We start from the raw sequence: 19,487 nt of genomic DNA, 5'->3' as shown, positions 1-19,487 counted from the left end.
CCTGCATCACGAGAACTCCCGCCACGTCCAGCCGGGACGTTTCGCACTGATCTTGTCGCGGATCTCCTGCGGCGGTTCGGAGCATTGCGCCGTGTAGGTCCCGAAGACCTCGAGCGTGCGCGTGCAGCGCGCCGCGTGGAACCACTTGCCACAGCCGTTCACATGCCGCCAGCGTTCGAGATGCACGCCCTTCGGGTTCTCGCGATGGAAGAGATAGCCCTCGAAATCCGCATCCGAGCTCTCGGGCCCGTGGCGCTTGAGATGCGCCTCGCCGCCGCCGTGGAATTCGGTCTCTTCCCCGGCGACGCCGCAATAGGGACATTCAAGAAGCAGCATGGCACACCTCCAGCCCGCGCCCGGAACCCCCGGGAACGGAACGAAAAAAGGGGCGGAGGCTCAAAGCCTCCGCCCGAGGGGACAGGTAAGGGACAAGGGAAAACTGGCAATCCCGTTGGGGGCAGACCCGCAGGGTCAGTATCTTCCCAGGCAGTGACGGAGAAACGTCACAGGCGAACGGAAAGTTCCGGCCGCCCTGCAAAAAATCATGCGCCCCGATGGACGGAGTTTGCAAAGGCGCTACGGCCGCTTTGCAAAGGCGATCCGGGGTTTGCAAAACCGCGCCGGGAACGTTGCAAAGTCGCGAACAGCACGAAGGGCGGACGCCACGCGCCCGCCCTTCCACTCCGCCGGAGACGGAATTGCGATCAGTTGCCGCTGTCTGCGCCAGCCGTTGCCGCAACGCCCGAATCGCCGGTCGTCGCGCTGCTGCCGGCAGCGGCGTCGGACGAGCCGGTGTCCGCGGTTGCGGCCGCGCCGGTGTCGGTGCCTTCGTCAGCGGCCGCGCCGGCCGAGCTGTCGGAGGTTGCGTTGATCTCGACATCGGTGCCGCCACCGGCCGCGCCGGTCTCGATGTCCGAACCGCCGAAGACCCAGAACAGGATGAGGCCGACCGCGACGACGAGGCCGCCGACGATGAACGCGATGGTGCCGGTGCTGGTGCCGGTGGATGCGGGACGAACCTCTTTGGTTTCGTGATAGTGGTGTTCGGCCATGGGAGGACCTCCGTTGATGTGTGAACTCGCCGGCAAACGCCGCAAGTGCACCGGGGGTTCCCGCCTATGGTCCCGCAATCATCTGCGGATATTTTTGTCACTTTCACGTCAAAGTGTCGGCAGACGCCAATCCCGAGCCGCAAGATGTTGGAGGGACCCCGGAATCCGGTAGGCTTTTTCCACATCCTCTCAATATGCGGAGCCGTCCCATGCCCGACACGCAGACCGCCTTTGCCCGGCAGATCCACCTTGGCGGCGCGTCCGGCCGCATCTACGCCTTCACGCTCTGCCCCTCGCTGCAGCACCTGCCCGACAGCCCCGGCCTCTTCGCCTATCTCGCGATGCCGCCGGACGGCATCGCCCCGGCCCGCGCATTGTTCTTCGGCCGCGCGGAATGCGGGCTCGCCGCGACGATCCCCCGGCACGAGCGGTTCGAGCCGGCGCTCCGGCTGGGCCTCAACGCCTACGCGGTCCTGCCCATGGGCGGCCTGCTGGACGACGTCCAGGACGACCTTGTCGCGGGCACGCCCACGCCGCTCAACCTTCAGCGCGACGCGCTGCGCGAGATCAGCGAACTGACCGACCGGCACCGCCGGCTGACGCGGCGCGTGGCCGCGGAATAAGTCGGGCCGCAAGGCCATCAGTGCGCGACCCCCGCCGCGACGCTCTCGTCGATGAAACGGCCCTCGCGGAAACGGTCCATGCCGAACTCGGCGCAGAGCGCGCCCGGCGCGCCCTTCGCCATCATCTCTGCCATCGCCCAGCCGGAGCCCGGGATCGCCTTGAACCCGCCGGTGCCCCAGCCGCAGTTGATGTAGCACCCGCCGAGCGGCGTCTTCGAGATGATCGGAGACCGGTCCCCGGTCATGTCGACGATCCCGCCCCATTGCCGCAGCATCTTGAGGCGCGAGATCATCGGGAAGGTCTCGACCAGGGCGCGCACGGTCTCCTCGATATGGTGGAAGGATCCGCGCTGCGTGTAGTTGTTGTAGCCGTCCGCGCCGCCGCCGATCACCATCTCGCCCTTGTCGGACTGGGACATGTAGCCGTGCACGGTGTTGGCCATCACGACCACGTCCATGCAGGGTTTGATCGGCTCCGAGACCAGCGCCTGAAGGGCCACCGATTCGATCGGCAGCCGGAAGCCCGCCATCTCGGCCAGCACGCCGGAATGGCCCGCAACCACGATGCCGAGGCTGTCGCAGCCGATCTCGCCCTTCGTGGTCTCCACCCCCGTCACCCGGCCGCCTTCCGAGCGGACGCCGGTGACCTCGCATTGCTGGATGATGTGCATCCCCATGGCCGAACACGCCCGCGCATAGCCCCAGGCCACCGCGTCGTGCCGCGCGGTGCCGGCGCGCGCCTGCCAGAGCCCGCCGAGGACCGGGTAGCGCGGCCCGTCGAGGTTGATGATCGGCACAAGCTCCTTCACCCGCTCGGGGCTGATGAACTCGGTCGTCACGCCCTGCAGCGCGTTGGCATGCGCGGTGCGCCGGTAGCCGCGCACCTCGTGCTCGGTCTGCGCCAGCATGATCACGCCGCGCGGGCTGAACATGATGTTGTAGTTCAGATCCTGGCTCAGCCCCTCGTAGAGGTCGCGCGACTTCTCGTAGATCGCCGCGGACGGGTCCTGGAGATAGTTCGACCGGATGATCGTCGTGTTCCGCCCCGTGTTGCCGCCGCCAAGCCAGCCCTTCTCGATCACCGCGACATCCGTGATGCCGTGGTTCTTGCCAAGGTAATAGGCCGTGGCCAGCCCGTGACCGCCGGCGCCGACGATGATCACCTTGTAGCGTTTCCGGGGTTCGGGCGAGGCCCAGGCGCGTTCCCAGCCCGTGTGATGGCGCAGGGCTTCCCGGGCGATGGCAAAGGCGGAATAGCGTTTCATGGGCGGACGACTCCGGTGGTTCTGAGCGGCTTTCTGGACCGATAGCGAAGATCGGACCGGGCCGGGAGCGTCATGTCACATCACCTTTGCGACATGGCATCACGGCGCGGCCATTTGCCCTTTTTCCAAAGGCCCGGCCACGGTAAAGGATCGGTCGCAAAAGGAGTATCCATGCTCTTCTGGATCATCGCCGCAGCCCTTGCCTTCGCCGTCGCAGGCCTCATCGCCGCGACCGCCCTGCGCGCGCGTGCCGCAGACGAACCGGGCGGCGCCGACGTGGCCGTCTACCGGGCGCAGCTGGCCGAGGTCGACCGCGACCTGGCGCGCGGCGTGATCGGCGAAGACGAGGCCGCGCGGCTCAGGAACGAGGTCTCGCGCCGCCTGCTCGCCGCGGATGCCGAGGCGCAGGGGGCCGCGGCCACGGCACGGCGGAGCTCTCCGCTGGCGCTGGCCGGGCTCGGGCTGGTGCTGGTCGCGGGCTCGCTTGGCCTTTACGCCGTGCTCGGCGCGCCGGGCTACCCGGACCTTCCGCTGGCCGAACGCCTGGCCCGGGCCGACGAACGCGCCGCCAACCGCCCCGGTCAGGCCGAGGCCGAGGCGGAGGTGCCCCCCCGCCCCGCGCCCGAGGTCGAGGCGGATTTCGCCGCGCTGATGGACAAGCTCCGCACCGCCGTGGCCGAGCGTCCGGACGACGTCCAGGGGCTGCGGCTGCTGGCCCGGAACGAGGCGACGCTGGGCAATTTCGCCGCCGCCCATGCCGCGCAGGCCCGCGTGGTCGAAGCGCTCGGCGACGGGGCCCGCGCGCAGGATTACCTCGCGCTCGGAGAGATGATGGTGCTGGCCGCGGGCGGCTACGTCTCGCCCGAGGCCGAGGCGGCACTGAATGCCGCGCTGGCCCGCGCGCCCGACAACGGGGCCGCGCTCTATTACATCGCGCTGTCGCGCTGGCAGACCGGGCGGCCCGACCTCGCCTTCCGCATCTGGGAGGCGCTGCTGCGCCGCGGCCCCGAGGACGCGCCCTGGATCGCCCCGATCCGGGCCCAGATCGGCGACGCCGCGCGGCTCGCTGGCGTGCCCTACGACCCGCCCGCCGCAGCCCCCGCGCCGCGCGGCCCCTCGGCCGAGGACGTGGAGGCGGCCAGCGAGATGAGCGACGAGGACCGCGCCGAGATGATCCGCGGCATGGTCTCGGGCCTGTCCGACCGGCTGGCGACCGAGGGCGGCCCGCCGCAGGACTGGGCCCGGCTGATCGGCGCCTACGGCGTTCTGGGCGAGCTGGAGCGCGCGCGGGCCATCCATGCGGAAGCGCTCGAGATCTTCGCGGGCGACGAACAGGCGCTGGCACTGATCCGCGAGGCGGGCACGCGCGCGGGGGTCGACGGATGATACACGAGACGCTCGAGGATTTCGCAGCCGAGCTGCCGCCGATGCGGGCCATCGCCGGGCTCGACCTCGGCGACAAGACGATCGGCGTGGCGGTCTCGGATCGCCTGCTGTCGGTCGCGACGCCGATCACGACGATCCGGCGGAAGAAGTTCACGCTCGACGCGCAGGCGCTGGCGGCGCTCCTGAAGGAGCGCGAGATCGGCGGGATCATCCTCGGCCTGCCGCGGAACATGGACGGCTCGGAAGGGCCGCGCTGCCAGTCGACCCGGGCCTTCGCGCGCAATTTCCGGCAGGTGCTGGAGATACCGACCGCCTTCTGGGACGAGCGGCTCTCGACCGTGGCCGCCGAACGCGCGCTGCTCGAGGCCGACACCTCGCGCCGGAAGCGGGCCGAGGTCATCGACCATGTCGCGGCGGGCTACATCCTCCAGGGCGCGCTGGACCGGCTCCGGCACATGCGGGGGGCCTCATGACCGACGAGGTCTGGCGGCGCTCCGGCATCGAATCGCCCTGCGTGAAGATCTGCATGATCCACCCCGAGGCCGGGCTCTGCGCAGGCTGTCTGCGCACCCGTGACGAGATCGCGATGTGGTCACGTTACAGCGATGCGGAACGGGCCGAGATCATGGAGGCGCTGCCCGAACGCCGCGCCCGCCTCGTGCGCCGCCGGGGCGGCCGCCAGGGACGGCTTCACCGCAAGGACTAGGCCGCGTTGTGAAGCGGTCGCAGCTCGATGTGGTAGGGCTGGACAAGCCCGTAGCCGCCCGGCACCAGCGCCACCACCTTGCCGCCCAGCGTCACCCGCGCGGTCCCGGGCCATGTCGGGTCTTCCGAGATCCCGATGCGGCCGTCGCCGGCTTCGTCCGGGCTGTAGCCAATCACGATCTGGTCCTCGTCGGGGTCGAATTCGTCGATGACCGGCGGGCCCGCCCGATCCGGCCCCCGGCGCGGCGCGCGCGCGGCGGTGGCGCGGTCGGATTGCTGTTCCTCGAACTCGGCCCGGATCGCGGCGCTGATCGCCGCGTCGAAATCGGGATCCTCGTCCTCGCCGGGGGTGTCTGCCGCCGCCGCGTCGGCTGCGGCACCCTCCCGGTCCTCCTCGGGCGGCGGCGCGGTCGCGGAGACCGGCTCCGGTGCGCCTTCGGTTTCGGCGATCTCCGCCGGCTCGGCCGCGCGGTCGGGACCGCTCCCTGCCGTCGCGGGGGCGGCGGTCGCGTTCCGGGCCACCAGCGGCGGGATCGGCGCGTCGCTCTCCTCGTCTTCATCGTAGGTTTCGGCGCCAGCCGGGGCGACGCCCGCGCCGCCCTCGTCCCACTCGGCCCCCGTCAGGACCGAGCGGATCGCGGCGTCGGTCTCGGCATCGGACACGGTCGCATCCGCCACCGGCTCCGGCGTCCGGCGCAGCATCGCGACGCGTTCGCGCGCGGCGATGCGCGCCTTGCGGATGTGCTTGCGCTTGCTGCCGACGTCGATGCCGAGGATGCCGATGCCGCCCTCGTCCTCCGGCGCGCCCTCGTCGTAGAAATCGTCATCCACGTTCTTCCGATCCATCGACTCGGGCGTCGTGGTGGTGAAGTAGATGCCGATCGTCGCAAGGACGAAGACGATGAGGAGCTCGATCATTGGGCCGGTTTCCAGCTTGTTCAGACAGGATATGTCGGCGGGAAATCTGACCCTATCGTGGCACGGCTTGGGCGTTCTGCGGGAATTATCTTGCCGGGATCAGCCGAATATCGCCTTGCGCAGCATGTTCAGCGCCACCAGCAGCAGGAAGACCGCGAAGATGCGCCGCAGCGGCTTGGGGTCGGTCGCATGCGCCAGCTTCACGCCGAGCGGCGCCGTCAGCAGGGTCATCGCGATCACCAGCCCGAAGGCCGGCAGATTCACCGCGCCCAGGGTATAGGGCGGGACGGGCTGGCCCTCGGGCAGCGTGTAGAACAGGAAGCCCGTCACGGAGGGCACCGCGATGGTCACGCCGAAGCCCGCGGCGGTCGCCACGGCCCGGTGGATCGGCCGTCCGTAGAGCGTCATCAGCGGCACGCCGAAGCTGCCCCCGCCGATGCCCATGAGAACCGAGAGAAACCCGACCATCGGCGAGATCAGCAGCCGTCTGATCCCGCGCGGCATCTCGTCGCCAAGGCGCCATTCGGCCCGGCCGAAGGCGAGGTAGAGGCCGACCACGATGCCCAGGACCCCGAAGAGAACCTGCAGCGCCAGCGACCGCACCAGCGTCGCCACGAGCATCCCCGCGATCGCGCCCAGCACGATGCCCGGCGCCCAGCTTCGCAGGATGTCCCAGTCGACCGCGCCTTTCCTATGATGCGACTGCAGCGAGCGCAGAGAGGTCACGATGATCGTCGCCAGCGAGGTGGCCAGACAGATCTGCATGAGGTTCGGCCCGGCGAAGCCCAGCGTCGTGAAAGCGTAGAAGAAGGCCGGAACCAGCACGATGCCCCCGCCCACGCCGAGCAGGCCCGCCAGCACCCCGGCCAAGGCGCCGATCAGCGCCAGCAACGCCACCATCATGCCCAGCACCGCGGGATCGTCCATCGCCTCAGCCTCCTGCCCTAACTGCCGCCAGCTGAACCACTTTTCCGCTCAGCCCGCAAGCCGTCCGCCGATCGCTGCACAGCAGCATCCGCGGGCGTGCGGGAATGCGCGATTGGCAAGTGTCCGACACTTCCGTAATCAGGCGCGGTTTTTGCCCCCGCCCCCTCGGGCCCCCTATTGTCGGGAAGGACCTTCCATGCTTCGGCTCGCCATCATCCTGGGCCTTCTGGGCCTCGTCGGTCCCTTCGCGATCGACATGTACCTGCCCGCCCTGCCGCGGATCGCGGGCGATCTGAACGCGACCGAGGCGCAGATCCAGGCGACGCTGACGGCCTATTTCGTCACCTTCGGCCTCGGCCAGCTGTTCTACGGCCCGATGGCCGACCAGACCGGACGCAAGGCGCCGATCGTGCTGGGGCTCGCCGTCTTCCTTGCCGGTTCCGTCGGCGCGATGGCGGCCGGCGACGCGACCTCGCTCATGCTGTGGCGGGCCTTCCAGGGGCTGGGCGGCGCGGCGCTGATGGTGGTGACGCGGGCCGTGATCCGCGACCGCTACACCGGGTCCGAGGCGACGAAGCTGATGGCGATGCTCATGCTCGTGATCTCGGTCTCGCCGATGCTGGCGCCGCTCGCGGGCTCCGCGGTGATCGCGGTCTCGGGCTGGCGCATGGTCTTCGGCGTGCTGGCCGCGCTGGCGGCCGTGAACCTCGTGCTCGCGCTCTTCGTGATGCCCGAGACCCTGCCGAAGGAGCGGCGGGTGCCCGTCAACCTCGCCTCCATGCGGCGCGGGGCGAAGGTGCTGCTGACCGACCCGGCCTTCATGGGGCTGACGTTCATCGGCGGCTTCGGGATGGCGAGCTTCTTCGTCTTCATCGCCTCGGCCAGCTTCGTCTACACCGGCCAGTTCGGGCTCAGCCCGACCGGGTTCTCGCTGGCCTTCGCGATCAACGCGGTCGGCTTCTTCGGTGCCTCGCAGGTTGCCGCGATGCTCGGCGCGCGCTTCGGGATCCGGCGCGTGGTGCGGCTGGCGGTGACGGGGTTCTTCCTCTTCACCGGCACGCTCGCGCTGGTCGCGCTGGCGGGCTTCGCCTCGCTGCCGGTCATCACGGCGCTCCTGTTCTGCGGCAATGCCTGCCTCGGGCTGGTGATCCCCACGACGATGGTGCTGGCGCTGGACGATCACGGCGACATCGCGGGGCTCGCCTCGTCGCTCGGCGGCACGCTGCAGATGCTGGCGGGCGGGGTGATGATCGTGGTTTCCGGGCTCTTCTTCGACGGCACCGCGACGCCGATGCTGGTGGCCATCGCGCTCTGCGCGGCGATCAGCTTCACCCTGACGCTGATCAGCCTGCCGCGCCGGGCGGAAGCCGCCGCCTAGGCGCCGACCGGGGTCGCGCCCGCCACCTCGGCAAGCGCCCGCTCCACCAGCTCGGGCCCCGCGCCGGGGCGGTGCGCCCCCTCCGAGAGCACGCGCCGCCAGAGCCGCGCCCCCGGCTGGCCCGCAAAGAGCCCGAGCATGTGCCGCGTCACCTGCGCGAGCTTGCCGCCCGCCGCGAGATGCGCCTCGATATAGGGGAGCATCCGGGCCACCACCTCGGCCGGGTCGCTGTCAGGCACTTCCTGGCCGAAGATCACCCGGTCCGCGGCCGCGAGGACATCGGTCGGCGCGTGGTAGGCCGCGCGCCCGATCATCACCCCGTCCAGCCCCTGGTCCAGCAGATCCCGCGCCTGCGCGAGCGAGGCGATGCCGCCGTTGATCGAGACATGGAGCTCCGGGAACGCCCGCTTCATCCGCAGCACCAGCGGGTAGTCGAGCGGCGGGATGTCCCGGTTCTCCTTCGGGCTCAGCCCCTGAAGCCAGGCCTTGCGCGCATGTATCGACACCCGCCGGACGCCCGCCGCCATCACCTTCCCGAGGAAATTCGGCAGCACCTCCTCGGGCTCCTGCTCGTCCACGCCGATGCGGCACTTCACCGTGACCTCGACATCGACGGGCGCGCGCATCGCGGCCACGCACTCGGCCACCAGGTCGGGCTGCTTCATCAGCACCGCCCCGAAGGTGCCCGACTGCACCCGGTCCGAGGGGCATCCGACGTTCAGGTTGATCTCGTCATACCCGGCCGCGGCGCCCAGCCGGGCCGCCTCGGCCAGCTCCGCCGGGTCCGACCCGCCGAGCTGCAGCGCGACCGGATGTTCCTCGGGCGAGAAGTCCAGCAGATGCACCGCGCCGCCCCGCACCAGGGCGGGCGCCGTCACCATCTCGGTATAGAGCAGCGTCTCGCGGCTGAGCAGCCGGTGAAGGAAGCGGCAATGCCGGTCGGTCCAGTCCATCATGGGTGCCACGCTTAGGCGCGCGGCACGCCGGACATCCGAAACCCCTTGTTTTCCTGGCTCTGCGCTCATGGTCACCTGAACGATTATCCTCGATTTCCGGGCCTTTTGCCCCCATTTTCGGGGGTGTTGCAACAAATGTTGCGCCGAAACCCGAAGTGTTGCACCGCCCTCCAGTTCCTTCGGAGCCTCGGCCTCATCGCTGCGAAGGCGAGGTCTCCGCCGGGTGCGTCGACGCGATATCGAACCCTGGACAGATTTCCGGCCGCCGCGCGCCGTCCGGTTCGATCTCCCGACCATCGGCAACGATTTCCCGAAAGGAGACCCGGTTGGGTACCATCATGGTGCGCCAGAAGATAGACGGCGCGAAGAGCTTCACCGCGGCGATCCGCAAGGGCAGTAACCTTTGATCTGCGTCAAGGAGACATCCTGCGGGGACGTCCAGAAGGAATGTCAGTCGGAGAGAACCGGAGAACGATGTGAGTCGCACCAGCCCGCTTGGCCTGCTCCACGCAGTGACCCGCGCCCTCGCGCTGGTCACCGTGCTGCTTGTCGTCGGGTTCGGAACGTCGCTGCACGCCCAAGGCTTCCTGGTCGACGACGCGGTGCCGCACACGGGCTTCCTTGAGGACGTGGACCATGACGGCTCGCACCAGGACATCGGAGTCCTCGCTTCGGAGACACATTGCGGCGGCGGCGCCGTCTGCCTAGCGGCGCTTCCGTCAGCGACGCTCCTTCTGCCGGCACCAGAGACGCGCGATGCCGATTTCGCGATCGTCGATTTCCCTGGAGCGTCATCTCGGACTTGCGAGCTCTTGCGGCCTCCCCGCATCGGATAATACCGCGCCGCGCGGGAGACTGTCGTCCGCTCCTCGAACCTGACCTCCGGGCACGACGGGTCCTCAGCGGCCTCACGGGCTGAAACGTCCCGCTTGGTAGCGTCGGCGCTTCCGCCCCCTGGGGCGATCCACGCCGTCCGTCAGCAATCGCAACGGACACGTTCACCCCTGCAGATTCAGCAACCGACAGCTCTGAGCCCAAGCAGGTATGGCACCGTCCACCCGGGCCGCAGAGTCACCGAACCATAGACAAGGAACCAGACATGAAGACGATAACCACCTTCGCAGCCGCGATGAGCCTCTCGATTGTCGCCGCGGGCCATGCCGCCGCCGATAGCCATCATGGTCATTCCGGCGGACCGCTCGCGAACGACAGCGGACCCGCAGCCCCCCAGGGCGAGATGATGCACGACATGATGCGGATGATGATGCAGATGCATGGCCGAATGATGGACGCCGGTCCGGCCGGCGGATTGTCGATGATGGACGGCGACATGATGCGCATGATGATGGCGCCGGGCGGGATGGGAGACGGTCTGGCGGCAGATCCCGAACCTGAAGCTGCGCGTTCGGCGATGCTGGCCCGTCTCGCCGAGTTCGATGCCGATGGCGATGGCAAATTGTCGCTGGCCGAATTCGAGGCCCTGCACGCGGCGGTGACCCGCGAAACAACGGTGGACCGGTTTCAGCATCTCGACGCCGACGGCGACGGAAGGATCACCGAGACCGAGATGGGGGCGCCCGCTCGGCGGATGGAGATGCGGCGCGGGATGCCCGGGGCACCGGGCATGATGAGCGACCGGATGCCGTCCGGCAACTGACGCCTTCGATATCCGTTTCCCGACCCGGTCTGGAAATGCCGGGTCGGGATCGGGACTGGCCGACACCGAAAGGATCCGGACAATGATCCCAATCCTCTAATTCGATACGCCTCCTGCGGCCAAACAGCTCCCTCCAAGCGGCCATCCTTCAGGACGGCCGCCTGGCTATTCCATATGGTGGGTGGTCCCTTTGCCAGATGCGGGGCACCGGGCCTGCCGCCGGAAGCTGAAACACGACCTCAGCAGCAGCCGCTCCGTCCCGATGGCTTCGAGATCTCTTGCACCAGCTCCGCGGTTTCAGAGCCGTCGGCGCGCCGAGCGATATCTGCCTGGGCCACCATTCCGCAGCATTTGCCTTCGCTATCGGTCACGACGGCGCGCCTGATCTGCGTCTTCTCCATCCTGTTGCAGCAGCTGTCGAGATCCTCGTCGGGGGAGGTCGTCACGACATCCTCCGACATCACATCCGATACCTTGGTATCGGCGCCCTTTCCTTCTGCAACGGCGCGGCAGCAGATGTCCCGGTCCGTAACGATACCAACTGGCCGACCGTCATCATCGATCACCGGGATGGCGCCGATGGAATTCTCCGTCATGGCTTTTGCCACGTCCTGGATCGAATCCTCGGGCCCGCAGCAGGTCGGCTTGGATGTCATGATGTCTTGCACCTGCATGATTTCCTCCTTCGGTTGCTATGTCCGAAAACGAGCAGGCAGGGAGGCATGTTCCGGGGAGTCCGACCTGTCGGCGGCGATACGCTGAGGATACGGCGCCATCGCTGACGCCAGTTCTGCCCGACGTCACCGCGATCCCGCCATGTCGAGGAGAGTAACAACGGTCGTCCTCGCAGGCGCCGAGGCTCGGACCATGGGCTGGTCGCAGGATTTCCTTGGACCGACCTTGAGGCTCACCAGCAACCACAATTCGGTCCGATCCCGCGCCGAGGCGATCGAACCTCGCTTTTTCAGACCGGCGCGCGCGGGCCGACCATGATGATGGCGGCGCCCAGAAGGCAGAGGCTGACGCCGATCAGGTCCCATCGATCCGGCCGCACGCCTTCGACAGCCCAGAGCCACAGCAGCGAGGCCGCGATGTAGATGCCGCCATAGGCCGCGTAGGCCCGTCCGGCGGCGGCGCTGCCCGACAGCGTCAGCAGGTAGGCAAACAGGGCCAGCGAGGCCAGGCCGGGGCCGATCCACCAGACCGGCTTGTCGAGCCGCAGCCATGCCCAGAAGGCGAAGCATCCGGCGATCTCGGCGAGGGCGGCGCCGATATAGGCGGCAACGGTCGTCATAGGCGTTCGCTGTCCCGTGGTTCTCGTGCGCTCTACCCGGCGCAGCAGCTCAGGGCGGCCACGTCCTTCTCGAAGGTCTGGGCGGCGAGCTTCAGCCCCTCGACGGTGGTGAGGTAGGGCATGATGGTGTCGCCCAGCTCATCATAGGTGAGCCCGGCTTTCAGCGCCATCGCCGCCGTCTGGATGCTGTCGGCGCCCTCCGGGGCGAGGATCTGCGCCCCGAGCAGCCGCTTGCTGCCCGCCTCCGCCACCAGCTTGATCAGCCCGCGCGTATCTCGGGCCGCCAACGCGCGCGGGACGGCGGCGAGCGGCAGGACCGAAGTGACCACCTCGCGCCCCGCGGCGCGGGCCTGCGCCTCGCTCAGGCCGACGCCCGCCACCTGCGGATCGGAGAAGACGACCCAGGGCATCGTGCGGTTGTCGTAGCTGCGCGTCTCGCCCGCTGCGGCGTTCCGGGCGGCGATCTTGGCGCCATAGGCGGCCATGTAGACGTATTGGTCCCGCCCGGTGACATCGCCGGCGGCCCAGACCCAGGGGTTCGCCGTGCGCATATGGGTGTCGATGACGATCCCGCCGCGCGCATCTGTCTCGATGCCCGCGGCGGCGAGGTTCAGACCATCGCTGTTCGGCACACGGCCGGTGGCAAGCAGGAGCCGCTCGGCCTGAATCACTCCACCTTCCGCGAGATGAAGCGCCATGCCGTCTTCCTGCTGCTCTACCCGGCGGTACTCTCCTGTCCGCACCAGTCGGATGCCCTCGTCGGCGAGGTATCGCTCCAGCACCTCCGAGACCTCCGGCTCCGCCTCGGGCAGCACCCCGCGACGGCTGATCAGCGTGACCGAAACCCCTGCTCGCGCGAAAAGCTGCGCCAGCTCCACGCCGATATAGCCCGCACCCAGCACCAGCATCGAGGCGGGCAGTTCAGTCAGCTCCAGCGCCGAAGTGCTGTCGAGCGCGCCGACGGTCTCGATCCCCGGTATCGCCGGCACATGCGGGCGGGAGCCGGTCGCGATGACCACCTTCGCCGCCGGGAAGGCGGCTCCGTCCACGGTCAATCCACCGGCGTCGTCGAACCGGGCGCGCCCTTCGACATAGGTGATGTCCTCGTAGCGCGGCAGCACATCGGCGTATTTCGCCGCACGCAGCTCTTCCACCAGCGCCTGCTTCTGCGCCACCATGGCAGCCCAGTCGGTCACGCGCGCACTGGCCTTGATACCGTCGAACCGATTCGCGGCACTGGCGTGATGCAGGCCCTCCACCGCGCGGATCAAGGTCTTGGAGGGCACGCAGCCGAGGTTGACGCATGTCCCGCCGATGGTCCCGTCGCCGATCAGGGCCACCCGTACCCCGGCTTCGGCAGCGGTGATGGCGGCCGAAAACCCGGCCGATCCGGCGCCAATCACGGCGAGGTCGCAGGGCCCGCCCCTGGGGGTACAGCAGTTTTCCATGTCAGCCTCTCTTCGATCGGTGCGTTGGCGCCGCCAGAGCGCGTAGAGGGTTATGCCGATGAACACCACCAGCGCCGGCAGCAGCACGAGGATCAAGGAACAACACGATGGCCGACAGTCACGCTCCCGCGAGCGAGTTGAAGCGCTCGGATCTCGCCCGGATGACCGGCTGCAATCCGGAGACGATCCGATACGACGAGAGCGTCGGCCCGGGATCACGAGGGGCTTCCCTTGGCGGGGAATGTCGCGATGCCTCTGCCTTCTTCTTGTTTCGCCCGGCCGCTCTTTTGTACAGTCCGATCTTGCCAAGCTTCAGCAATGGAGGTCTGCATGCCCTGGAAGGAATTCGAGAAGCACGCCGAGGCTAACTCGCCGCAGATTTACCGCACCGTGATTGAAGGCGCGCCCGCGATGCTCTGGCTTGGTGACGCCGAGGGCAAATGCATCTTCCTGAACAGGATGCAGCGAGAGTTCTGGGACGTCGCCTTGGAAGACATTCCCAATTTCGACTGGTCCAACTCGCTGCATCCCGAAGACGTCGCCCAACTGGCCGAACCATTCCGAAAGGCTATGGAGACCCAGACCGAGATGCAGGTTGAGGCCCGGTATCGTCGCGCCGATGGCGTGTACCGGATCCTGAGGACCGTCGCTGAGCCCCGTTTCTCCGAGACCGGCGAGTTCCTCGGGATGGTCGGCGTCAACACGGATGTGACCGAACAGCGGGAGAGCGAAGACAAGTTGCGGCGCGCGATGGAGTCCCTGACACTCGCCACGAACGCCTCCCGGCTCGGATGGGGGGTCTGGGACACGGGTGCCGACATTGCCGAGTGGGATCCGCGGGGCCGCGAGATACTGGGTCTGACCCCGCACGAGACAACGGCCGAGGCGTGGCGCCGGCATATCCACCCGGAGGACCGGGCCGCGGTGTGCAGTGAACTTGAAGCCTGCGCGGAGAGTGGCCGCACCTTTGATCTCGTCTACCGTGTTCTTCACCCGGGCGGGAAGGTGATGCGCGTGCAAGGCACCGGGGTCCTTCAGAAAACGCCGGAAGGCGTGAGGGGCACCGGGCTGGTCCGGGACGTGACCGATCAGGCGAGGGAAGAAGAATTTCAGCAACTCGTCATCCAGGAACTCAACCACCGGATCAAAAACCTGCTTGGCCTGGTTAACTCGCTGGTCTCGCAGACCAGCGCCACCGGGGACGCAGCCAGTTACAAGACCACTCTCCAAGGGCGGCTGCGCGCGCTGGCGACGACCGTCGGGATGTCCGCTTACGGATCCTCGAGCAGTACCAACCTGCAAGGGCTCGTCGAGGCGGTGCTGAAACCGTATCTCGTCGACCGCCCGGACAGCATCCGGATCTCCGGACCTCCTTCCCGCTTGCCAGAGCGCTATGCGCGGATCGTCGGACTGGTCTTGCATGAGCTGGCCACGAATGCGGTCAAGTACGGTGCGCTGTCATGTGTCGAAGGTCGCGTCGAACTGGGCTGGAACCGCGTCAGCGAGAACGGTTCCGACCGCCTGCAGATCGTCTGGTGGGAGACGGGCGGTCCGGCCGTGAAGCCCGCGTCGAGAAAGGGTTTCGGTTCGCGCCTGCTTGAGGACCTTGTTGCGATGGAAACCGGTGCCCATTCGGAGCTCAGCTTCGACCGGACGGGTATTCGGTACAGGCTCGAACTTCCGATCGAGCAGCCGTCTTCCGCGCCCGCACGCGAGAAGATCCCGGCGCAGCAAGTACCGTAGGCTGCCCCACCTTCACCCCCCGGATGACGAGGTCATTTGCCCGTCGAAGCCGATTTGGGACCTGTCCGCGAAAGGACACTGCCCGGGCAGGTCGCGTGTCTCACCCAATGCAGGCGTGATGCGACCTCCGCTCGGCACGGAGAGAGGTCTTGCGTCGAGGGGCCTGTACCTGTGGACCACCCTGCGGGCCCGCGTCGGGGTTCCCCGGGCCCGAGTGAGGTCGGTGGTGATGTAGTCGTGCTGCCATGCCTGGACCCGCTCGCGGGCATCGTCGGTCGGGCCTGCGCTTCGCCCGGCATGCCGCCGCGGATGCGGTGCAGACCGGCCGCCTGGTCAGAGCTGCGAGGCCCATCGGGGGTGCTGGTCGTCGACCACAAAGCTGTGCGCGTGCCGGCGGTGGCCCTTCAGGTGCGGGTGGTCCAGCGGCAGGTTCTCGTGCGTGTGCTCCATCACCTCAGGGTCGTCTTTTGGCCAGATCCGTAGCGCGATTGCCGCGCCGAGGGCTGCGAGCCCCGCAAGCACGACCAGGGCCGCAACCGTCCCGAATTGCGTCAGGAGCCAGCCGGACAGCGGGTAGGTCACCAGCCAGCAGGCATGGGACAGGGCGAATTGGGCGGCGAAGACCGCCGGGCGGTCCTCAGGCTGCGACGACCGCCGCAGCAGCCGCCCCGAGGGCGTGAGCACCGCCGAATATCCCAGGCCCACCAGAAGCCACGCCCCCAGGAGCAGGGGCCAGCCCAGGCCGGACAGCGCGACACTCGCGGCCAGCCCCAAGAGGGTGGCCACCATCAGCACGGCACCGGCCAGCATCACCGGCCTGTCGGAGATCCGGTCGAGAATGCGCGGCAGGATCAGTGCCGCCAGCATGGACCCGGACCCGAAGGCGAACATCGTCCAGGCGAGAGCGCTCTCCGGAAGCCCGAGGGACCCTCGGACCAGCACCACCGTGTTGACCAGGACCATCGCTCCCGCCGACGCGGCCGCAAGGTTCAGCGCCAGCAATCCGCGCAGGCGCGGCGTGGCGAGGTAGATGCGGATGCCGCGCGTTGTCCGGTCGTGGATGCCGCGCGGCTCTGAAGGCCTGGGGTTGGGCAGCAGGACCGACACCACCAACAGGGCAGAGGCGGCGAAGCCCGCCACCGTGCCAAGGAACAGGGTGTTGTAGCTCATGACCGCCAGCAGCAGCGCCGCGAGCGTCGGACTGACGATGTTCTCCAGGTCATAGGCCAGTCCCGAGAGCGACAGTGCACGCGTGTAGCGCGCCTCCTCGGGCAGGACATCCGGGATGGTCGCCTGGAAGGTCGGCGTGAAGGCGGCCGAGGCCGATTGCAGCAGGAAGATAAGCACGTAGACCTGCCAGACCTCTGTCACGAAGGGCAGGCAGAGGGCCGCCCCGGCTCGGATCACGTCCAACGCGACCAGCAGAACACGGCGGTTCACCCGGTCGGCGAAGGCACCGGCGACCGGCGCGATCCCGACATAGGCGACCATCTTGATCGTGAAGACCGTGCCCAGCACCATCGCCGCGCCGTCGCCGGCGAGGTCGTAGGCCAAGAGTCCGAGCGCCACCGTGGCGAGGCCCGTGCCGAGAAGAGCGACCACCTGGGCCAGGAACAGGTGGCGGTAGGTGCGGTCGGCGAGGATTTCGAGCATGGACCCCTCAGAGATAGCGGGAGATGGCCTTCAACTCGTTCCGGTCGCCGGCATCGTCGCCGTCGAGGCAATGATCCATATGATCGTGGATGAGGGCCTGCTTGGCATTGCGCACGGCCCGCTCCACCGCCTGCAACTGCTGCGCGACGTCGAGGCAGGGCCGACCCTCCTCGATCATGGCGATGACCGAACGGAGATGCCCCTCGGCGCGTTTCAGCCGGGACGCGACCCTGGGGTGACTTGCGTGGACATGCGGTTCTGTCATAAGCGATGGCTATCCTCCCGAGGGGGATACCGCAAGATGCCGCCAAGACGCATCACGAGGGACAAGGGCAGTGCAGAAGGCGATCAAAAAGCGGGTTGGAACGCGGATCGGAGCGCCGTCCTTCGCCGTGCTGATCTGCTTGGCCCTGACCTTCTGGACCGTCTCACCGCACGCGTCGCATGTGCCGCAGGTCATCGAGACCTTGCAGGACCATGCGGAGATGATCGCCGAACATGGCCACTCCCACGGACTGGAGGAAGACCTGGTCTGGGCGATGCACGGGCACAGCCACGAAGTCGCCGATCACGACCACAGTCATGCCGCGCTGATGTCGGCGCGGCGCGACACCGTGCCGGTCGAGACGCGCGCCCTCTGGCATGGCTATGCCCTGGCCCACTGGGCCCCCCCCGTGTTCCGCCTGGAGCGTCCGCCACGCGCATGAGCCTTGCCCGTCACGGGCAGATCACAGCGCAACAACGGACAATCCAGGGAGACCCACATGCACTCCGCTTTCGCGGATGGCCGGCCATGGCGCAGCTCTCGCGCCGCCGCCATCCTGACGGCTCTCGCGGCCATGATGCTCCATGCCACGGCTGCGGCCGCGCATAACGTCACCGAGGGTGACGCAGGCTACATCCAGGAAATCTGGGGGGTCAACATCATCCCCTTCATGTATCTCGGCGCCAAGCACATGGTGACCGGATACGACCACATCCTGTTCCTGCTCGGCGTCGTCTTCTTCCTCTACAAGATGAAGGACGTCGGCATCTACGTGAGCCTCTTCGCCCTCGGCCACTCGACCACGATGCTGCTCGGCGTCTGGTTCGGCTGGGGCATCAACGCCTACGTCATCGACGCCATCATCGGCCTGTCGGTCGTCTACAAGGCGCTCGACAACCTCGGCGCCTACCAGCGGTGGTTCGGGTTCCAGCCCGACACCAAGGTCGCGACCCTGATCTTCGGCTTCTTCCACGGCACGGGCCTCGCCACCAAGATCCTCGACTACGACATCGCCCCGGATGGGCTCCTGCCCAACCTGCTGGCCTTCAACGTCGGCGTCGAGCTCGGCCAGATCATGGCACTCGCCGTGATCCTCATCGTCATGGGCTACTGGCGCCGCAGCCCCGCGTTCCTGCGCCAGGCCTACACCGCCAACGTGGTGATGATGTCCCTGGGGTTCATCCTCATGGGCTACCAGATCACCGGCTTTTTCGTCGCCTGAAACTCAGACAAGGAGACACGACATGTTCAATTCCAACCGCCCCTCGCTCGAAGAGCTGCCCAGCTCGGCGCAGCTTCTGAGATCCACCGTCATCGCCGGCGTCTCGGCCGTGGCGATCCTCGTCACCGTGGTCCTGCCCGCCGAATACGGCATCGACCCGACCCGTATCGGCGGCGTGCTCGGCCTCACCGAGATGGGCGAGATCAAGACCCAGCTTGCCGAAGAGGCCGAGATGGACCGGCAAATGATGGAGACCGAAGGCGAGCAGTCGAGCCTGTTGAACGATATCTTCGGCCTGTTTGTGGGCGCCGCTCACGCTCAGGAGGCCACACCGGCCGAAGAGAGCGAAGCGTGGCGGGATGAGATCACCTTCACGCTGGCACCTGGTGACTCCGCCGAATGGAAGCTGGTGATGGAAGAGGGCCAGACCGCCGAATACCTGATGATTGTCGAAGGCGGGCGGGTGAACTTCGACCTGCACGGTCACGGCGGCGGCGATTCCGTCACCTACGAGAAGGGCCGCGGCTCGACCGGAGGCGAAGGCGAGATCGTCGCCGACTTCGACGGCGAGCACGGCTGGTTCTGGCGCAACCGCGACAGCACAGAGGTGACCGTGACACTCCGGGTCCGCGGCGCATACGCCGAGTTCAAGGACGCGAGCTGACGTCAGGAGCTGCCATTCGCGCCCAATGCGGCGCATGGCAGCTCCCCGCCCTCAGTGCCTGCGGCGAAATTCCGGACACCCCCTCCTCCCCGTGTGGGCATCTACCGCTTCTGGCGCGACCTCGGCTATGCGATCGGCGGCCTCGGGCTCGGCCTCGCCGCCAGCCTCACCGGCCTGGCCGAGCCGGCCTTTTGGTTCGTCGCAGGCTCCATGTTCCTCTCCGGCGGGCTTCTGTTCTGGCTCTCCGAGGAGACCCACCCGCGGCTCGATCCCGCCGATCCTCCGGAGCCGGCAGAGGCCTGACGCCCCTGCCCGCCGACCCGGACCGCCC

24 protein-coding genes are annotated in these 19,487 nt (G+C 68.0%); 12 read left to right on the top strand and 12 right to left on the bottom strand.

The window, feature by feature from the left end:
- Positions 1-6: 6 nt before the first annotated feature.
- Together Q344_RS0119815 and Q344_RS0119810 are read right to left on the bottom strand one after the other, a co-directional pair.
- Positions 7-336, bottom strand: a complete 330-nt coding sequence (locus tag Q344_RS0119815; RefSeq protein WP_028288314.1) for a sarcosine oxidase subunit delta — start codon at positions 334-336, stop codon at positions 7-9.
- Between the two features lie 368 nt (positions 337-704).
- The gene (locus Q344_RS0119810) at positions 705-1,052 is read right to left on the bottom strand and encodes a hypothetical protein (protein WP_028288313.1); all 348 of its coding nucleotides are present in this window, start codon (positions 1,050-1,052) and stop codon (positions 705-707) included.
- A gap of 209 nt (positions 1,053-1,261) precedes the next feature.
- Between Q344_RS0119810 and Q344_RS0119805 the strand changes: the two genes are divergently transcribed.
- The gene (locus Q344_RS0119805; protein ID WP_028288312.1) at positions 1,262-1,675 is read left to right on the top strand and encodes a hypothetical protein; all 414 of its coding nucleotides are present in this window, start codon (positions 1,262-1,264) and stop codon (positions 1,673-1,675) included.
- 17 nt (positions 1,676-1,692) lie between these two features.
- Here Q344_RS0119805 and Q344_RS0119800 read toward each other — a convergent pair whose 3' ends face one another.
- On the bottom strand, positions 1,693-2,940 hold the full coding sequence (locus tag Q344_RS0119800; RefSeq protein ID WP_028288311.1) for a sarcosine oxidase subunit beta family protein: 1,248 nt from the start codon (positions 2,938-2,940) through the stop codon (positions 1,693-1,695).
- 171 nt (positions 2,941-3,111) lie between these two features.
- On the opposite strand from Q344_RS0119800, the gene ccmI reads away from it, so the two are divergent.
- The 3 genes from ccmI to Q344_RS0119785 are packed head-to-tail and all read left to right on the top strand — an operon-like array spanning position 3,112 to position 5,032.
- Positions 3,112-4,326, top strand: a complete 1,215-nt coding sequence (ccmI, locus tag Q344_RS0119795) for a c-type cytochrome biogenesis protein CcmI (protein WP_028288310.1) — start codon at positions 3,112-3,114, stop codon at positions 4,324-4,326.
- The gene (ruvX, locus tag Q344_RS0119790) at positions 4,323-4,799 is read left to right on the top strand and encodes a Holliday junction resolvase RuvX (RefSeq protein ID WP_028288309.1); all 477 of its coding nucleotides are present in this window, start codon (positions 4,323-4,325) and stop codon (positions 4,797-4,799) included. The genes ccmI and ruvX overlap by 4 nt, the downstream gene beginning before the upstream one ends.
- Positions 4,796-5,032: a DUF1289 domain-containing protein gene (locus tag Q344_RS0119785; protein ID WP_028288308.1), complete on the top strand. Its 237-nt coding sequence runs from the start codon at positions 4,796-4,798 to the stop codon at positions 5,030-5,032. The genes ruvX and Q344_RS0119785 overlap by 4 nt, the downstream gene beginning before the upstream one ends.
- On the opposite strand, the gene Q344_RS0119780 is transcribed toward Q344_RS0119785, so the two are convergent.
- Positions 5,029-5,949 (bottom strand): hypothetical protein, encoded by a 921-nt coding sequence (locus Q344_RS0119780; RefSeq protein WP_028288307.1) that lies wholly within the window; start codon positions 5,947-5,949, stop codon positions 5,029-5,031. The genes Q344_RS0119785 and Q344_RS0119780 overlap by 4 nt on opposite strands.
- A 99-nt stretch (positions 5,950-6,048) precedes the next feature.
- Complete coding sequence (locus tag Q344_RS0119775) at positions 6,049-6,876, bottom strand: sulfite exporter TauE/SafE family protein (RefSeq protein WP_028288306.1); 828 nt, start codon at positions 6,874-6,876, stop codon at positions 6,049-6,051.
- 196 nt (positions 6,877-7,072) lie between these two features.
- Here Q344_RS0119775 and Q344_RS0119770 point away from each other — a divergent pair, with 196 nt between their 5' ends.
- Complete coding sequence (locus Q344_RS0119770; protein ID WP_028288305.1) at positions 7,073-8,254, top strand: multidrug effflux MFS transporter; 1,182 nt, start codon at positions 7,073-7,075, stop codon at positions 8,252-8,254.
- Here Q344_RS0119770 and dusA read toward each other — a convergent pair.
- Both dusA and Q344_RS26205 read right to left on the bottom strand, forming a co-directional pair.
- Positions 8,251-9,279, bottom strand: coding sequence for a tRNA dihydrouridine(20/20a) synthase DusA (dusA, locus tag Q344_RS0119765; RefSeq protein WP_028288304.1), 1,029 nt, complete (start codon positions 9,277-9,279; stop codon positions 8,251-8,253). The genes Q344_RS0119770 and dusA overlap by 4 nt on opposite strands.
- Before the next feature lie 124 nt (positions 9,280-9,403).
- Entirely contained in the window at positions 9,404-9,601 is a 198-nt protein-coding gene (locus Q344_RS26205; protein ID WP_156954766.1) for a hypothetical protein, read from the bottom strand.
- A gap of 85 nt (positions 9,602-9,686) precedes the next feature.
- On the opposite strand from Q344_RS26205, the gene Q344_RS0119755 reads away from it, so the two are divergent.
- Positions 9,687-10,046 carry a hypothetical protein gene (locus Q344_RS0119755; protein WP_028288303.1) on the top strand — a complete coding sequence of 120 codons (360 nt, stop codon included), beginning with the start codon at positions 9,687-9,689 and terminating at the stop codon, positions 10,044-10,046.
- Positions 10,047-10,309: 263 nt separating this feature from the next.
- A complete protein-coding gene (locus Q344_RS25265; RefSeq protein ID WP_051630891.1) occupies positions 10,310-10,867 on the top strand; it encodes an EF-hand domain-containing protein in 558 nt (185 codons plus the stop codon).
- Between the two features lie 239 nt (positions 10,868-11,106).
- Here Q344_RS25265 and Q344_RS0119745 read toward each other — a convergent pair whose 3' ends face one another.
- The 3 genes from Q344_RS0119745 to merA all read right to left on the bottom strand — a co-directional run bounded on the left by Q344_RS0119745 (position 11,107) and on the right by merA (position 13,609).
- On the bottom strand, positions 11,107-11,541 hold the full coding sequence (locus Q344_RS0119745; protein ID WP_028288301.1) for a CBS domain-containing protein: 435 nt from the start codon (positions 11,539-11,541) through the stop codon (positions 11,107-11,109).
- Between the two features lie 290 nt (positions 11,542-11,831).
- On the bottom strand, positions 11,832-12,161 hold the full coding sequence (locus Q344_RS0119740) for a YnfA family protein (RefSeq protein ID WP_028288300.1): 330 nt from the start codon (positions 12,159-12,161) through the stop codon (positions 11,832-11,834).
- 32 nt (positions 12,162-12,193) lie between these two features.
- Entirely contained in the window at positions 12,194-13,609 is a 1,416-nt protein-coding gene (gene merA, locus Q344_RS0119735) for a mercury(II) reductase (RefSeq protein ID WP_028288299.1), read from the bottom strand.
- 330 nt (positions 13,610-13,939) lie between these two features.
- On the opposite strand from merA, the gene Q344_RS25260 reads away from it, so the two are divergent.
- On the top strand, positions 13,940-15,352 hold the full coding sequence (locus Q344_RS25260) for a sensor histidine kinase (RefSeq protein WP_028288298.1): 1,413 nt from the start codon (positions 13,940-13,942) through the stop codon (positions 15,350-15,352).
- A gap of 333 nt (positions 15,353-15,685) precedes the next feature.
- On the opposite strand, the gene Q344_RS0119725 is transcribed toward Q344_RS25260, so the two are convergent.
- On the bottom strand, positions 15,686-17,005 hold the full coding sequence (locus Q344_RS0119725) for an MFS transporter (protein WP_028288297.1): 1,320 nt from the start codon (positions 17,003-17,005) through the stop codon (positions 15,686-15,688).
- Between the two features lie 7 nt (positions 17,006-17,012).
- The gene (locus tag Q344_RS0119720) at positions 17,013-17,270 is read right to left on the bottom strand and encodes a metal-sensing transcriptional repressor (protein WP_028288296.1); all 258 of its coding nucleotides are present in this window, start codon (positions 17,268-17,270) and stop codon (positions 17,013-17,015) included.
- A gap of 70 nt (positions 17,271-17,340) precedes the next feature.
- Between Q344_RS0119720 and Q344_RS0119715 the strand changes: the two genes are divergently transcribed.
- The 4 genes from Q344_RS0119715 to Q344_RS0119700 all read left to right on the top strand — a co-directional run bounded on the left by Q344_RS0119715 (position 17,341) and on the right by Q344_RS0119700 (position 19,459).
- Positions 17,341-17,712, top strand: a complete 372-nt coding sequence (locus tag Q344_RS0119715) for a hypothetical protein (RefSeq protein ID WP_156954765.1) — start codon at positions 17,341-17,343, stop codon at positions 17,710-17,712.
- A gap of 57 nt (positions 17,713-17,769) precedes the next feature.
- Entirely contained in the window at positions 17,770-18,492 is a 723-nt protein-coding gene (locus tag Q344_RS0119710; protein ID WP_028288294.1) for a HupE/UreJ family protein, read from the top strand.
- A 22-nt stretch (positions 18,493-18,514) separates the two neighbouring features.
- On the top strand, positions 18,515-19,156 hold the full coding sequence (locus Q344_RS0119705) for a hypothetical protein (protein ID WP_028288293.1): 642 nt from the start codon (positions 18,515-18,517) through the stop codon (positions 19,154-19,156).
- Positions 19,157-19,249: 93 nt separating this feature from the next.
- The gene (locus tag Q344_RS0119700) at positions 19,250-19,459 is read left to right on the top strand and encodes a hypothetical protein (RefSeq protein ID WP_028288292.1); all 210 of its coding nucleotides are present in this window, start codon (positions 19,250-19,252) and stop codon (positions 19,457-19,459) included.
- Positions 19,460-19,487 lie beyond the last annotated feature (28 nt).

The organism is Pseudooceanicola nanhaiensis DSM 18065 (assembly GCF_000688295.1).
GTDB lineage: Bacteria > Pseudomonadota > Alphaproteobacteria > Rhodobacterales > Rhodobacteraceae > Pseudooceanicola > Pseudooceanicola nanhaiensis.
This window is presented reverse-complemented; position numbering and strand designations above follow the sequence as displayed.

Excerpts from the sequence above, each read along its gene's own strand:
- Q344_RS0119815 (WP_028288314.1), bottom strand. The coding sequence starts at position 336 with ATGCTGCTTCTTGAATGTCCCTATTGCGGCGTCGCCGGGGAAGAGACC.
- Q344_RS0119810 (WP_028288313.1), bottom strand. The coding sequence starts at position 1,052 with ATGGCCGAACACCACTATCACGAAACCAAAGAGGTTCGTCCCGCATCC.
- Q344_RS0119805 (WP_028288312.1), top strand. The coding sequence starts at position 1,262 with ATGCCCGACACGCAGACCGCCTTTGCCCGGCAGATCCACCTTGGCGGC.
- Q344_RS0119800 (WP_028288311.1), bottom strand. The coding sequence starts at position 2,940 with ATGAAACGCTATTCCGCCTTTGCCATCGCCCGGGAAGCCCTGCGCCAT.
- ccmI (WP_028288310.1), top strand. The coding sequence starts at position 3,112 with ATGCTCTTCTGGATCATCGCCGCAGCCCTTGCCTTCGCCGTCGCAGGC.
- ruvX (WP_028288309.1), top strand. The coding sequence starts at position 4,323 with ATGATACACGAGACGCTCGAGGATTTCGCAGCCGAGCTGCCGCCGATG.
- Q344_RS0119785 (WP_028288308.1), top strand. The coding sequence starts at position 4,796 with ATGACCGACGAGGTCTGGCGGCGCTCCGGCATCGAATCGCCCTGCGTG.
- Q344_RS0119780 (WP_028288307.1), bottom strand. The coding sequence starts at position 5,949 with ATGATCGAGCTCCTCATCGTCTTCGTCCTTGCGACGATCGGCATCTAC.
- Q344_RS0119775 (WP_028288306.1), bottom strand. The coding sequence starts at position 6,876 with ATGGACGATCCCGCGGTGCTGGGCATGATGGTGGCGTTGCTGGCGCTG.
- Q344_RS0119770 (WP_028288305.1), top strand. The coding sequence starts at position 7,073 with ATGCTTCGGCTCGCCATCATCCTGGGCCTTCTGGGCCTCGTCGGTCCC.
- dusA (WP_028288304.1), bottom strand. The coding sequence starts at position 9,279 with ATGAGCGCAGAGCCAGGAAAACAAGGGGTTTCGGATGTCCGGCGTGCC.
- Q344_RS25265 (WP_051630891.1), top strand. The coding sequence starts at position 10,310 with ATGAAGACGATAACCACCTTCGCAGCCGCGATGAGCCTCTCGATTGTC.
- Q344_RS0119745 (WP_028288301.1), bottom strand. The coding sequence starts at position 11,541 with ATGCAGGTGCAAGACATCATGACATCCAAGCCGACCTGCTGCGGGCCC.
- Q344_RS0119740 (WP_028288300.1), bottom strand. The coding sequence starts at position 12,161 with ATGACGACCGTTGCCGCCTATATCGGCGCCGCCCTCGCCGAGATCGCC.
- merA (WP_028288299.1), bottom strand. The coding sequence starts at position 13,609 with ATGGAAAACTGCTGTACCCCCAGGGGCGGGCCCTGCGACCTCGCCGTG.
- Q344_RS25260 (WP_028288298.1), top strand. The coding sequence starts at position 13,940 with ATGCCCTGGAAGGAATTCGAGAAGCACGCCGAGGCTAACTCGCCGCAG.
- Q344_RS0119725 (WP_028288297.1), bottom strand. The coding sequence starts at position 17,005 with ATGCTCGAAATCCTCGCCGACCGCACCTACCGCCACCTGTTCCTGGCC.
- Q344_RS0119720 (WP_028288296.1), bottom strand. The coding sequence starts at position 17,270 with ATGACAGAACCGCATGTCCACGCAAGTCACCCCAGGGTCGCGTCCCGG.
- Q344_RS0119710 (WP_028288294.1), top strand. The coding sequence starts at position 17,770 with ATGCACTCCGCTTTCGCGGATGGCCGGCCATGGCGCAGCTCTCGCGCC.
- Q344_RS0119705 (WP_028288293.1), top strand. The coding sequence starts at position 18,515 with ATGTTCAATTCCAACCGCCCCTCGCTCGAAGAGCTGCCCAGCTCGGCG.